This window comes from Terriglobia bacterium, assembly GCA_020072645.1.
In the GTDB taxonomy this organism is placed as follows: Bacteria; Acidobacteriota; Terriglobia; order Terriglobales; family Acidobacteriaceae; genus Angelobacter.
In genome coordinates this window covers 134,384-147,932 of the sequence record JAIQGK010000015.1, presented here as the reverse complement: position 1 = coordinate 147,932, position 13,549 = coordinate 134,384, and the positions used below count along the sequence as shown (strand labels likewise).

The following is a 13,549-nucleotide window of genomic DNA, read 5'->3' as shown; positions in this document are numbered from 1 at the left end:
CTTCCCCGAACCCCAACCCCCTGCTGGAGAACAACGAGGGTGCATTGTGACTCTGTTGACTGTCTCAAATCAGGGGTTCACTATTCACAATCACATCTGTGGGATAAATTTTCTGTCTCACCTCAGGGGTGCACCTCACCGTGCTTGTTTTTACGGGATGAATGGGATGAGAAACACTGCGACCTTTCTCAGATCGGCCTTCTGAAAGCAGGTAGCCGCCGGCTTGAGAGCTATTTCCCGTTATTGTTCCCTCCATTGGCGAACCCATTTCAACGCGCAACATGATGAGTTGTCTGTTCGAGCGCTGAACCAATAAATCTGCTAAGCGGACTACCCCGAACTTGGGGACGAGAATGATTGCGCCGAAGCTAGAGAGATCTGCTTTGGAGCCAACGTCATCTTCCAGCTTTAAGTGATTTGCGGGCGAAAACAAGTAGGTATCTTGATCGGATTGCCGGTTTCTGCGCTGTTTCCATTCCCGTACTCTTTCAGATATTCCCCTGAGCGCGTGGTAAGTATCTTCCAGTTCAGCGAGTTTACTGTCATTCAGGTTGCTGAGCTTACTTCCTGGCAGCCACTCATCTGCCTTTCCGGCCTTATACGCCCTGTTAGCCTTGGAATAAGTGTCGTATTGGTGAAATACATCAGTGGCCAGCCTTACATCAATTGCGTGGCCGGCAATCCGGAGCTTTTCGAAGTAACTTCCGGTGATGCTGAAGCTGTACTCCCCGCCTTCAAGACCGTCAACTTGGGGAGAATAAGCTGCTACCCGGCAGACCACCCGGTCCGCAGTGACCATATCGGCAATATTGAGGCCCTCTATCACTGAGTGCGAGTAGCTGGTATACACATTGTGACACTCATCAAAACTGCCCCCGACCTCAGCATAGGCTCGCCTGAATGACACCAAGCCGTGAAAACTGAAATTCTCAACAGACGAGAAATTGTGACCGCCGGAAGAGGGCAAACAGACAACGGCTTGCGACTGGAGAGTATCCTTCAAGGGGCGAGTAAAAATTCCGCCCAGCCCAAAGGCATTTGCCTGATAGAAGTTCATCGTTCAGGAGCCTGAGGCGTGTCCATCGCGTTAAACAGGAGGCTGATTTTAGCGGAAACTGATTTCATATGATCCTTGGACAATGGGAAATCATCCTTCCCGAGAAAACTACGCATCAAGGAAGGACGTCGAGAATCCGTGCCGGCGCGGAATACCATGAGTGTTGTTTCTACGACTTGCTCTGGCCTGCCGAAGTGTACCGCGCCAAAATCCAGCGACTGGAACTCGAGTGCTATTAAAGGATGGGCTTGCTCATGCAAAAAAATCGGTCCTCAGCAACTGCTCATTTAGGTCTAGAATGGTGACTGCAATTAAGTTCCAACCGTCACGCGGAAACATAGAACACACGAGAACAAGGGGCAACACGAGAACATTTATCGAACCTCAGTTGGTGTTTCTCCGTGCCAAGGTTCTAAGGGGTGTGGAGACAAACAATACTCGCCAAGCTACAAATTTGCAAACAAAATCTTGTCTTGAATACCCTTATCTGCTTAGAGATTTCCAAGAATGTTCTTTGCTTTCACACTCAATATAGGCTTTGGGAAAGCGATAGGCACATTTTGCGAGCGGTTGGACGGGCGGAGTTGAGCGATGATTGGAGTTTTCAAAAACCATATGGTTTAGAAACACAAGGAATGTACCCACTCGATTGCTTAGAACCAAGGCTTTGCAGGGAGTGCCGCCAGAGGAGTTTTGGAACACGAACTGCGAGGCATGAAGCTTGCGAGATCAAAGGACGGTTGGCCGAATGAGACTACCTGCGAGCGTGCGCTACGAGAATTGCCCGTTTGCATTGTCCAGAAACACCTTCTTCTCTCTCCAGACCACGCTTATTTTAAGGCCGGCTAGCCACTCTATTGATTCTGGATCCGGTCTGTCTGGGAGCAGAATGGCTTTATTGGGACTGCCATGGAACTTTCGCCCGAGGTAAGCATATTCAAAGAGCTGTCCGGCAGCCATTCGGATATATTCACGCGCCGAGGAGCATTTCGCCTCGATCAAATTCTTACGTTCTCCTTCGTATGCATCGCAACGAAGACTCGTATATTTCACGATCTGAAGTTTGCGGCCTTGCTTCAGCAACCAATCACGATATTCGGCTAAAAGATTCGCTTCCCTTTGTTTACCGATTAAGACTGCCTTTTTTGTTCGAACTTGAAACTCGAGCTCGTGATAATGAGGCAAATTCGCCAGTTTGACCCCCACACTGTGATGTTTGCGCCGCCCCTTGCCCCCACTGCCACCACCAACCTTTTTCCCTGCCTTGAGTTGACGCTCCATCCAGTCCAAAGTCTTCTATCGCTCGGGCGCTTGCGGGGATGCAGTTCGTGAAGCGCGGCGATCTGGCCAAGAGCATGCGTCATGCTTACGTTTTTTGGTGGACCGCTTAACGGTTTGAAAGGCGAAAGCTCGCGGAGAGATCCGAACGGCTCGGGAGGCTTAAAGCCTGGCAGGGTCTTCGTATACGGACCGACGACGATGCCGTATCCAACTACCTGAGGCTGATGACGATGACGCCGGGCAATGAGCACGATGTCATTTGGGCGTATTACGTGAGCAAACTTGTAGCCAATCTGCTTATGGTCCCGATCCTGTGGCTTGTAGCCCATGAAAGCAGCATGGTGCAGCACACTCGCTTGTCTCCAAAGGCCGACAGTGTGGTAGTCATCGCGGACGTTCGGCGACACCACCCAAAACCGCCTCTGCGGTGGGTTAGAAGTGGTCACGAGTGCGACTCTCCATTCGCAAGACTCTCAGCTCGCTCCGCCCTAAGACATCTCTCAATCGGCGCCTCTTTTCATGCGTATTACGTCTGCGCTCAACTGCGACTACAAAGCCTCCCACGGCCCCGCCAGACCCCTCGCCACCTCAGCGGTTTTGGGCAGTGGCACCGAATCGATAAACGTCACTTCTACAACCTTGGATGGCGGAAAGTTACATTGTATCGCCTGACGGAACGTGCCTGGACCTCGGGGAACGGGCTTGCCATGTTGCATGCGTGTGGCGCCAGAGTTGCACCGCGAAAAATAAGGTGTATGAGGCTCTGCTACATCAAGAAATGGTAAACGAATCAGAATATCGGACTCGCCGTAAGTACTTATTGCATCTCGGCCGGCTTTGATCGGTCGGTCCGGCCAGCCTGACCAAAAGAACACTCGCCTGGCCAACTCCTGGAGAAGATCATTCATGGAGAATCCTGATTCGAAGTCAATGCATTTCTCATGGAGAAGTTTTTTGGTCCCTGAGCACGGGCCGGCCAAGGGTGATCTGACGATCGCGACGCGGGCTGGCGTGAGCCGCATTTGTCAAAAGCTCCGCGGACATCAAGACACGCGACTTCCTGATTAAATCAAGGTTGTTGCTGTGCGTCAGATGCCAGAGCGTCGGGCGCCGGGCCGCGTATTGCGCTATCGAAAATGTCACGATTCCTCTGCTTTCCAAGGTATCTTAGCCTTTTCGGTCGTTTCTAAACGAAGGTACTCCGATGACCAAGCGTTTGCGAAACAGTGCATCGGAGCATAACCTCTTGCCAATCAATGCAGTCCTAGGCACAATACACGCGCATGCTCTGGACGCAAGACAAAACCTTTCATTCCGTAAGCTACGCGAGCGAAGCCGATCTCGGAAAAATGATTTTAGAGCTGAGGGCTCGAGTCTTCGGTCCGCGACGGATATACCTCGATGTTAAGAAGAAAATCGGAGTAGAAGGCGGCGTCCGGAGTATTCCTGATGGTTATCTTATCGACCCCAACACTTTCGAGCCACGCCTTTACGTGGTTGAAGTCGAGCTGCGCGAGCATGACTATCTTCGTCATATTGCGGTTCAGATTCTCCAGTTTTCTCTTTCGGCGGAAGTATAAACACCCTGGCAAGAGGCCAGACTGGGCCCTCCGTTTCCAGAACTTAGAAATTAAACTGCGCGGGCAAGATGACGACGCTCGCCTTTTAGCCGGGCGGCTTCTCGACGCCAGTGAATATTCGGCAGCTTTCAGTGGAATACGAGCTGTGACACTGCCAAGATAGCCGCTTGAATCTCAGGCTTTGTGATCGGCTGTGTGATCGAGTGGCTCAATGGATTAAGCACAACCTGTTTGGCTGCATAGACAGATCTGAAAAGTGATCCGAGCATTCGTTTTTCAGCTGGATTTGGGGCAACCTCAAGCGCATGCTTAGTTGCAGCTTTCCATAGGGATTCGGCTTTTACCTTCCTTGGATCCTTGTTGTACGGCACTGGCAAATATTTATCACTGCAATATTTTCTTACTTTCGCCTCGAAGGCGGCTCTGGCGTAAACAGCTGCCGCACGATCATCGTTATCGGCGAGGTGTTTATTGGCACGGTCCAGGAAAAAATTGGGACCGCCATCTCGGGAGCGATGGACAGGGGTGACTCCGTCCTCAGCCAACCAGAGTTCGTACGCCCGCCAGTCTTGATTTTCCATTTCTAGCTGAACCATCTCATACCAGACACGATCATGAGTAAGGAGAATAATCTGCCAGTCAGTAAAATATTGTTCAAGGATCTTCAGGACTGGCACCCGATTTGCCATGTCCAAACCGACGAGTACGTCATCTAGAACCAATAATTTTGGGTCGGCTGTCGTCGCGGGCACACTGATCAAGAGTCCGGCAAGGTATATAACAAGCCCTATTGCAGAAAGGCGTGCTTCATTTAGGACATTGTGAAAATTCAGAAACTGTGTTCCCCCACTTTGGACGGAAAGGATCAATTCCAAGTTAAGAAGTTTTCTGTTCGACGAGTCATACTCGACCGGCTGGAACGATGCACCTAGAATGAAGACCGGAATGGGGAACTCCCCAAGGAGTTCTGTCGCTTTTTCTATAAGTGGTTTGATCACAGGCTCAAAAGCCGTGTTGAATGTTGATACCGCGTGCATGCAAGCATCCACAGCTCTCTTGCGTCGTATGCGGGGCATATGCACAGCAGACCACAGTTCTCCGATACGTCGAGAACCGCCACCCGCGGTTGGTTTCTCCAAATGCGGTACCAGACGCGTGATGGCAATGTCGAAGAGATTTACTTCTTCGCCACGCTGGGCAAAATTTGTTTCGAGCAGGCTGCGATAGTCAAGGAACCCCGACTGAAGCGCCGTCTGGGATGCCGGCGACATACCGAGGGGCCGGGCCCCACCGTGGACCCAGGACTGCGTCTGACCATTGTCAAAGTGGACGGTCACCCGCCCAGAAGTCAGCGTCATGTCCAGGTTGTTCTTATAGTCTGCGAAGGGTTTCGCACCGGCGCGGCGGTTGAAGAATTCCTGAATCGCGCGGAATAAGCTGGACTTGCCGCTTCCATTTTCGCCGTAGATAAACAAGTTTCGCGAACTCTTGAATTCGAAGTCGTAGACCGCAGGTCCTGGAAAACCACGGAAGTCTGAGACTTCGATCTTGGTGATCCTCACTCGCGATCCTCAATGATTCGGGACCACCTCCAGACCGTTCAAGGCGAAGAGGGCGGCGTAGATTGGATGATTCACACCTGAGATTTGTTCGTGGAACGCCTCCCAATCGGTTTTGACCGCATTTTTACGGATGCGAGCGGCAGCAACCAGATCAAAGAAACAAAGCTTCTGAGCGTGCAAATCATCCGGAAAGAAGAGTTCATATACCAAGCCGTTGAGAAGGCGCTCTAAGTAAGCCGCAGTGGGACCCTCGCCTTTTAGTTCGATAATAGCATTAGCGAGAAGTTCGATTGACTGTTTCCTGTCCGCAGTCGGCATGGGGATAGGTAACTGCGATACGTACATGGGCTTGAACTCATAGAAGCCGCCCTGCCTGCTGGCGAACGTTTGCTGCGCCAGCCACCAGGAAATCTGTGAGTTTAAGATGGCGAGCGTGTACGGAATCGACTCAGGCAGGACTATGCTTGTCTTATCGTTGCTGTAGAAGCCACTGGAGTCTGGTGCGAAATTTACTGTGTCGGTGATTGCAGGCACAATAATCTTCGACTGCTCAAACTCCCGCCAGTAGGCACATGCACGCTCAAGAATTGTCCGAGGAACGCCCGATCAAGTGCGAAAACATATATGAAAAGCTCTATCAAGATGCATTTCAAGGGGTCTCGGACAACTCTCCTGAATAAATCCTCGTTTTATGTCCGGCCCTCCCCGGACATGTAAGTACAAAACTTGCACAGTTCGTGCCCTAGAGCTCCCGGACATGAAATCTCACAAAAAAAATCATTCCTGACCTAGGTAGTGCTTACAAATTTGTGGAACTATCTCCGCAGACGAGGAAGTTAATTTAAGGAACTTCATACATCTCGAAGGGACTTAAAGGAACCGAAAATGAATAGATCAACAGCTAGGCAGGGCGGAATGCCAGATGCATGCGCAGGAACCGAGAAGCTGTCTAACACCCCGGCACAAGCTCTGGTCGCGAACAGTTCAGAAGCGCCTGCCGAGAATCCAGTAGGACCAGAGCAGGCAGCAGAGTTTCTGAGAGTCTCTCGATCCACCGTCCTTGCCCTGGCACGGAAAGGAGTCATACCGGCTCACCCAGTGACAAACGGTCGACGCAATCGTTGGCTATTCTTCATTTCAGAACTGTCCGCGCACATTCGCGGGCTGGGTGTAAACTGTGGCAGCCATCCGTGCGCTTCATGAGGAGACAGTTTCTTGAAGCGTACATCTGACAAAGTTGGGTCTATGCATAGAAAGCCTCGAAAACGCGGTCCGGATGTCTGGGTTTGGCGTCGCAGAGTTCCTGATGCTATGGGCATCGATCGCAATTCGAGTGTGATCATTGGGCCTGTAACTGAGCTGCCTACGGAAAAACACGCCTGGGCAGTCTCGCAAAAGAAGCGGTATACCCTGATGGAGCAAGATCGAGGGGTAACGCTCTCAAATCTCATCGAGCGTTACAAGGTAGAATCACTGGACGTGCGGCATTCGACGCGCGCCGCCTACCTGTCCCGCCTTAACTGCCACATCATTCCGAACTGGGGTGATCAGGCAATCGCCAATATCGATCCGCTGGAAGTACAGCGGAGAATCAACAGCTTTGCAATTGCCAAAAAAACAAAATTACATATCAAAGCCCAGATGCATCGGCTTTTTGAATTTGCCATGAAATGCAAACTGATCGAGTTCCAGCGAAATCCGATGTTGTTTGTCGAGATTCGTGGATTTCGTCAGCGAGTGCGCAAAAAGCAGGTGCTTACTCCAGAACCGTTCCAAATACTGCTGGGCGATGCCGATCTCCGGCTACAGCTCATGATGACACTCGCGTGCTGCCTTGGGCTACGACCGAGCGAGTTTCTGGGGTTGCAGTGGCCTGATCTGGACGTGGACCGCGGTGTGTTGGCGGTATCACGTTCTATCACCGGGCTGCATGTGGAAGCCACGAAGACACCGGACTCAGAGGATGAGATCGCGCTTGATCCTGATGTCCTAGCTCTTCTGCTGCGGTGGAAGGAGCAATGTCCTGATTCTGCTGATCATTGGCTCTTTCCAAACGTCGATACCGGCAGGCCGTTCCATGCCGATTCGCTGAGAGACGATCATCTGCACCCTGCAGGGCAGACGATTGGCATCCCAAATCTCGGATGGTATGCCTTCCGGCATACTTACCGGACAATCCTCGACGACGAGGGAACTCCGATTGGTGTGCAGCAGAAGCTGATGCGCCACTCGGACGTGAGAACGACCATGAACCACTACGGTACTGCTTACGAAAAAACCAAACGCCAGGCCAATACGCTGGTGGCCGGCAGACTGCTGCCCGAGAGCATGAAAGCAGCATCAAGAGCAACGATTCATTAACCGAACGAGCGGAAATAGAACAGGGGAACGAAATCCGTTCCCTCGCGATTTTGACGATTCAATGTAAGTGATTGATTCGGTTGGTTGCGGGGGGTGGATTTGAACCACCGACCTTTGGGTTATGAGCCCAACGAGCTACCAGGCTGCTCCACCCCGCAAATCCAATATAGCAGCGCGTTTATATGCGGTCAAACGCGAGATCGTGAACGCAGAGTGAGGATTTATAATTTTTAAGCGCTATTCAACGAGAGGCTTTTGCTTATGCCAATCGGTCTGTTTTTGGTAGGCATGCGCCAGCGCCAGCACCGAACCTTCAGCTCCGGGCGCTCCGATGATTTGCAGTCCAATTGGCAAACCAGATTTTGAGAAGCCGCAGCTCAATGAAATCGATGGAAGTCCATAGACGTTGAAAGGCCGCGTATTTCGCAACATGATCATCTCTTTATTGCGAAGCTGGTCAGGCGCGGCCTGAAGTTCGCTGAAGGTTGGCGCCAGCAGGGGTGTCGTTGGGGTCAAGATGAGATCGACGCTTTCAAATATCTGCAATATCTGGCGACGCTGCTGCAACAATTCGCGCTGTGCCTGGATATATTGCGGCGCGGTTACGTCGGCCCCGCTGCGGATGCGCCTCAGGGTTTCCGGATCGTAATCTTTTTCATTTCCCGGCAGATATTTCTGATGGTACGCATAGGCTTCACAACGGACGAGCGTGCGATCTGTTTCTGTGGATAGTTCAATGTCTTGCGCGCCGGCCGTTATTTTGGCGAGCGTGTCTGCGGCAGAGTTGACTGCGCTGGCAATTTCTCCATCGACTTCATTCCAGAACTCCCGCGCAATGCCAAGGCGCAGTGCGGCAGTGCTCTCTTCAATGGCAGACGGATAATAAACAGGAGGAAACTTCTGGCTACCAACGTCCTGCGCGTCATAAGCGGCGACGGCCTGAAGCATCAACGCAGCGTCGGCGGCGGTACGCGCCATGGGACCAACATGATCAAGCGACCAGGAAAGAGGAATCACGCCGCGCGCGCTTACCAGTCCATACGTCGGTTTTAGTCCGGTGATTCCACAGCAGGCGGCAGGCAGGCGGATGGAGCCCGCCGTATCTGTTCCAATGGCTCCGTAGCAAAGGCATGCTGCCACGGCCGCAGCCGAGCCGGAAGATGATCCGCCAGTAACGTGCGCGGTGTTCCACGGATTGCGCGCTGGGCCAAAGTGGCCAATTACGCCGCTGCCACCGTAAGCGAATTCGTGCAGGTTGAGTTTGCCCAGCAGGATTGCGCCGGCAGATTTCAAGCGGCGAATAACTTCAGCGTCCGAGTTTGGAACATTGTCTTGCAGCACAGCGCTGACAGCGGTGGTTTTTACTCCGGCAGTTTCGATCAGGTCTTTTACAGCGAGTGGAATGCCATGCAGCGGCCCTTTCCATTCTCCACGGGCGATCTCAGCTTCAGCTTTGCGGGCATCTTCCAACGCTGCGGTGCCGGTGACAGTGATGAAAGCGTTCAGCCTGGGATTGAGCTTTTCGATTCGTTCAAGGCAGGCTTCAGTGAGTTCAACAGGAGAAACTTCTTTTTTCTGCACCGCCCGGCTGGCTTCAGATAAATCAAGCAGCGGCAGTTCGCCGGCAGAGAGTTTTGAGGAAGAGGACATGTCAGGTCTCAAGAATATCACTGAAGACATGGCACGATACGGCTGATTTCGCAGTCATACATCGCGATCGCCCTGCCTGTCGTTCTATTTAAAGAGCGTTGCGGACGATTCTGTATTTTTGATCCGCTCTGTTTTACTTGAACAGTTTCCTACGCACTAAACTGGCTGCGGCTCATGGTTCCGGAATCACCGGCAGCAGAATGTGCGAAGGATATTTCTGGCTGTGATAAATGGTTTGTTGGGCGGTAACGTATTTCGTTTCGGTTTCATTGTGCCCGCCAGTATTCAGGTTGCGTGAGAAGAACGGAAACAATGCGCTGGACACTTCAATCCTCAGACGTGACCCTTCCGATATGGTGATTCCAGTGTGCCAAAGATCGAGAGTGTATTCGTTTACTTCACCCGGTTTAAGCAACTGCGGCGCGGACATTGATTTGCGGAAACGAGCCCTGATCTTGCCGATGCCGAGCGGAAAAATCTTGCCATCTTTATCTACCTCAGACATGCTAATGAACCAATCTGTATCTTGCGCCGACGAGGCGGCATACAGCACAGCGGATATCGGCCCGGCAAAGGTGAGTGGTTTGGTGAGAGGGGCGGTTACATATACAAGAATGTCTTTGCGCTCATCAATCGTCTTCTGATGATAGCCCTGCGCTTCTTTCTTGCGTTCGTCAACGGAGCGGGTCTTCTTGGCGTCATCCTTGGACTCTTCATAGGCCCGCGGATCCGGAGTTGGATCGCCGGGATCGTAGGCGAAGTGATCCGGCTTTGCGTTGGCTGCCGGCGCCTCAAAAGAAAGGCGGCCGTCACCCTTTGCGGTATTGGCATTGCCGCTGCTCGAAAGATAAAGTTTCTGCGGCTTGGTTACCTCCAACGGATATGTCTGGCCGTGCAACCATTTATTTGAACCCATCACAAAGAGGCTGACCAGCGGTTCTTTTTCGATCCCGTTGTCAACGCCTTTGAGCCAGTGATCGAACCAGCGCAGGTAATCTCGCTGCAGATCGATGATGGCTTTCTCGCCGAAATCGCGCTCGCCGATCATGCGCCCCGCCGTGTCCGTGTGTCCCCACGGACCGATCGTCAATTTCTGGCTGGGATGCTTGTAGCTCTCCATCTTCAAATAGTTCAGCTTTGTTCCGATTCCGTCGCCATCAAACCAGCCTGATTGATGAAACACAGGAATGTTCACATCCTTGAGCCGGTCAAGAAAGTTAGCGGGCTTCCAGTATTCGTCGTTGTTCGGATGCTGAATCCATTTGCGCCAATAGGGATTTTCCTTTCCCAAGACGGACTTGTCGAGATCGATCACAGGCAGGGCGCGCAGCAGTTTGGAATATTTCTTTTCACCAATCTTGCTCATGGCAACTCCGGAGATGTCGGCAGTTGCTCCGCTCTCCAGTATGTCCGCCCACCAGATTGCTCCTTCAAGAAAAAATGCGCCGTACTCATAAGGAACGTTATAGAACGGATCTGGAGGAGCGACGTTTGGGATCATGGTTACCAGATGCGGCGGATGCTCGCTGGCGGCCCACCACTGCACCCACCCGAGATAGGACCCTCCAATCATTCCAACTTTGCCGTCAGAGAATGGCTGCTTTGCCAGCCATTCAATCGTGTCATACCCGTCCTTTGCCTCATTGACAAAAGGCTCCCAAACGCCGCCGGAACCGAAGCGGCCGCGGCAATCCTGCACCGCGTAAATGTAGCCGCGCCGGGCATAAAAGCGTGCCTGCAGTTCAGCCATTTCTTTTTTGTAAGGCGTGCGTACCAAAATGATCGGAGCTTTCTCCAAACCCTGCGGACGATAAATATCTGCCACCAGCTTGACGCCGTCACGCATTGGCACGGCCACGCTCCGGTCAATAGCGACTTCATACTTTGCGGCGGAGAGGGAAGGGTCGGCGGCCTCAGCCTTGCGCAATGCCTCGTAACCTTCGCGAACGAATGCAGCCTTCTGCGCCGGCACCTCGATCAAATAAACTTTGGCGGCGCTGTCCGCCCATACAAAAAGGTCGAGGCCAGGAAGGCCATAGAGAAATTTTGTGAGGGTAAGGTCTTTGCCGGCGATGGCATGTTCTGCCGTTTCCTTTGCTTCCAGCGTAACCTCAACGTCTTTACCGGGTAAAACAAGCAAAGGAAGCTTCTGCGTGCCACCTTTAGATCGGTCATACGCGCGAATTGCCTGGCTCACCAGCGCGGGAGAATTATTTTCAAAGATCACGACGCCTTCGCGCGTCTCCAAGGTGGTGGTCTTGTCTTTGAACGTCCGGGTGACCGAACTGCCTTCACGCTTCAGCATGATCGTGCCGACCGCCGATTCCAATGTAATTGTCTTCCAGCGGCCATCTGCCTCAGGGACGATTCGCGTTGTTACTTCCGCTTTTTGACCGGCCAGGCTAATAGCGGCATGGCTCTCAAAGCTGCCGTCTTTTTTCCATGTGCTTTGCATGGAGCCCAGGTGCTCCTCATTCACCACCAAAGAGAAATTCGCCTGGTCTTCAAAGCCCGCCAATGTGGCAGGCAGTCCCTTGGGTGTCTTCTGATCAGCGGTCTTATCGCCAGCGCGCTTGAAGATCAGCGGCAAGGCATTACCGCCCTGCTTCCATTCGCCAGTGATCTCCGTGCGCTCGGAATTGAGCTTCCCTTCATAGCCAGCGGCAATTCCGGCAAGATCGAGCCTTACGTTGTCGCCTGTCTGATCCACAGAAGAGACAGGAATTCCGTTCGCACCCTGATCGAGACTGTCAATTGCCCCAAGTAGCTTGCCATCTGAATTCTTTTTGAAGTGAAGGACGAGACGAAGTTTTTGTCCCTGGACATCGAGTTCACCGTTCCAGTCTCCGACAATACTGTGGCTGTCTGAGGGTGCGCTTTGTGAGACAACGGGCATTGAAAGTGCCAGAGTGGGAGACGCCATGGCCGATGGTTGAGCGAGCAAGTCTTGATTGCCAAGGCAAATGATTGCCAGGAACAGCAGGGCTATTTTCGTCCGCATGTTGTCTCCATTCGGTGACCAATGGAATTGTCAGGGCGTCTGCCTATTGCAGTCTAGTTATAAATACTCAGATGTGTGAGAGAAGTTACTTGAGCGTCGGGCTAAACATCTCCCACGCCGTGCGATAGGTGTTGGCATGCGCCACAGCGCTGCGTTCAATGGGTCGCGAATAGCCTCCGCCGGAAGTAAGAACAAACGGCGCGCCGAAACTGAGCGCAGCGGAAAAAACTCTACGGTCGCGCGCGATCAGTCCTTCGTGCGTGAGTGAGAGGCGGCCAAGAACATCGGACGCAAGAGGATCGACGCCCGACTGATAGAAGACGATGTCCGGTTTAAAGCCAAAAGCGGCGGGAAGAACTTCATCAAGGTGGCGAAGATAAGCAGCGTCTTCAACTCCATCGGGCAAGGGCACATCAAGGCGGCTCTTTTTCTTGCGAAAAGGGAAATTGCTTTCACCGTGGATGGAGAGCGTAAAGACATCAGGATCATCCTGAAAGATCTCTGCCGTGCCGTCACCCTGATGAACATCAAGATCGATAACGGAAGCGCGACGAATAAGGCCACGCTTTCTCAGCAACTGAATGGCGACAGCAATGTCATTGAACACACAGAATCCCGCGCCTTCAGAGCGGAAGGCGTGGTGTGTTCCTCCGCCCAGCGTGGCTCCCCAACCGTGTTCCAGAGCGGAAAGAGATGCGCTGACGGTCCCTCCCACAGATGCCAATGCACGGTTTACAAAGACTTCTGACCAGGGAAGGCCAATGCGCCGCATGGCTGCCGGCGGCAGAGTGCCGGCGGTAAACTGAGTGACGTAATCCGGATCATGAGCCAGGGATACGGTTTCAGGATCGGCCAGGGGCGATTGCTCCAGCTGGAAAAGACCTTCCTTCTCAACCATCTGGCGGAGCATACCGTACTTTAAAACTGGGAACTTATGACCTTCAGGAAGCGTAATCTTATATTGATCAGTGGAGAAGATCCGGGGGCGAGAGGTGTTTTTTTCCATAACCAAAGGAAAATGGCGTGGTCTATATAATATAAGGATGTTCGGTGTTTT

At 52.4% G+C, this 13,549-nt stretch carries 10 protein-coding genes and 1 tRNA gene; 3 read left to right on the top strand and 8 right to left on the bottom strand.

The window, feature by feature from the left end; all coding sequences use genetic code 11:
• Window positions 1-64: 64 nt before the first annotated feature.
• Together LAO76_21770 and LAO76_21765 are read right to left on the bottom strand one after the other, a co-directional pair.
• Window positions 65-1,057 (bottom strand): hypothetical protein, encoded by a 993-nt coding sequence (locus LAO76_21770; GenBank protein MBZ5493554.1) that lies wholly within the window; start codon window positions 1,055-1,057, stop codon window positions 65-67.
• Between the two features lie 771 nt (window positions 1,058-1,828).
• Window positions 1,829-2,338: a hypothetical protein gene (locus LAO76_21765; GenBank protein MBZ5493553.1), complete on the bottom strand. Its 510-nt coding sequence runs from the start codon at window positions 2,336-2,338 to the stop codon at window positions 1,829-1,831.
• A 1,283-nt stretch (window positions 2,339-3,621) separates the two neighbouring features.
• On the opposite strand from LAO76_21765, the gene LAO76_21760 reads away from it, so the two are divergent.
• On the top strand, window positions 3,622-3,918 hold the full coding sequence (locus LAO76_21760) for a hypothetical protein (GenBank protein MBZ5493552.1): 297 nt from the start codon (window positions 3,622-3,624) through the stop codon (window positions 3,916-3,918).
• 128 nt (window positions 3,919-4,046) lie between these two features.
• On the opposite strand, the gene LAO76_21755 is transcribed toward LAO76_21760, so the two are convergent.
• Both LAO76_21755 and LAO76_21750 read right to left on the bottom strand, forming a co-directional pair.
• Window positions 4,047-5,480, bottom strand: coding sequence for an AAA family ATPase (locus LAO76_21755; protein ID MBZ5493551.1), 1,434 nt, complete (start codon window positions 5,478-5,480; stop codon window positions 4,047-4,049).
• Window positions 5,481-5,489: 9 nt separating this feature from the next.
• Window positions 5,490-6,014: a hypothetical protein gene (locus LAO76_21750; GenBank protein ID MBZ5493550.1), complete on the bottom strand. Its 525-nt coding sequence runs from the start codon at window positions 6,012-6,014 to the stop codon at window positions 5,490-5,492.
• Window positions 6,015-6,365: 351 nt separating this feature from the next.
• Between LAO76_21750 and LAO76_21745 the strand changes: the two genes are divergently transcribed.
• Both LAO76_21745 and LAO76_21740 read left to right on the top strand, forming a co-directional pair.
• A complete protein-coding gene (locus LAO76_21745; protein MBZ5493549.1) occupies window positions 6,366-6,683 on the top strand; it encodes a helix-turn-helix domain-containing protein in 318 nt (105 codons plus the stop codon).
• A gap of 108 nt (window positions 6,684-6,791) precedes the next feature.
• Window positions 6,792-7,841, top strand: a complete 1,050-nt coding sequence (locus tag LAO76_21740) for a site-specific integrase (protein MBZ5493548.1) — start codon at window positions 6,792-6,794, stop codon at window positions 7,839-7,841.
• Window positions 7,842-7,922: 81 nt separating this feature from the next.
• Here LAO76_21740 and LAO76_21735 read toward each other — a convergent pair.
• The 4 genes from LAO76_21735 to LAO76_21720 form a co-directional block, all read right to left on the bottom strand.
• A tRNA-Met gene (locus LAO76_21735) sits at window positions 7,923-7,999 on the bottom strand.
• A 79-nt stretch (window positions 8,000-8,078) separates the two neighbouring features.
• Window positions 8,079-9,491: an amidase gene (locus LAO76_21730; GenBank protein ID MBZ5493547.1), complete on the bottom strand. Its 1,413-nt coding sequence runs from the start codon at window positions 9,489-9,491 to the stop codon at window positions 8,079-8,081.
• Between the two features lie 172 nt (window positions 9,492-9,663).
• Entirely contained in the window at window positions 9,664-12,492 is a 2,829-nt protein-coding gene (locus tag LAO76_21725) for a CocE/NonD family hydrolase (GenBank protein ID MBZ5493546.1), read from the bottom strand.
• A gap of 85 nt (window positions 12,493-12,577) precedes the next feature.
• Window positions 12,578-13,498, bottom strand: a complete 921-nt coding sequence (locus tag LAO76_21720; protein ID MBZ5493545.1) for a histone deacetylase — start codon at window positions 13,496-13,498, stop codon at window positions 12,578-12,580.
• Between the last annotated feature and the right edge of the window lie 51 nt (window positions 13,499-13,549).

What these genes read in the sequence shown, in the direction of transcription:
- LAO76_21770 (MBZ5493554.1), bottom strand. Translation starts at nt 1,057, where the DNA reads ATGAACTTCTATCAGGCAAATGCCTTTGGGCTGGGCGGAATTTTTACT.
- LAO76_21765 (MBZ5493553.1), bottom strand. Translation starts at nt 2,338, where the DNA reads ATGGAGCGTCAACTCAAGGCAGGGAAAAAGGTTGGTGGTGGCAGTGGG.
- LAO76_21760 (MBZ5493552.1), top strand. Translation starts at nt 3,622, where the DNA reads ATGCTCTGGACGCAAGACAAAACCTTTCATTCCGTAAGCTACGCGAGC.
- LAO76_21745 (MBZ5493549.1), top strand. Translation starts at nt 6,366, where the DNA reads ATGAATAGATCAACAGCTAGGCAGGGCGGAATGCCAGATGCATGCGCA.
- LAO76_21740 (MBZ5493548.1), top strand. Translation starts at nt 6,792, where the DNA reads ATGGGCATCGATCGCAATTCGAGTGTGATCATTGGGCCTGTAACTGAG.
- LAO76_21730 (MBZ5493547.1), bottom strand. Translation starts at nt 9,491, where the DNA reads ATGTCCTCTTCCTCAAAACTCTCTGCCGGCGAACTGCCGCTGCTTGAT.
- LAO76_21725 (MBZ5493546.1), bottom strand. Translation starts at nt 12,492, where the DNA reads ATGCGGACGAAAATAGCCCTGCTGTTCCTGGCAATCATTTGCCTTGGC.
- LAO76_21720 (MBZ5493545.1), bottom strand. Translation starts at nt 13,498, where the DNA reads ATGGAAAAAAACACCTCTCGCCCCCGGATCTTCTCCACTGATCAATAT.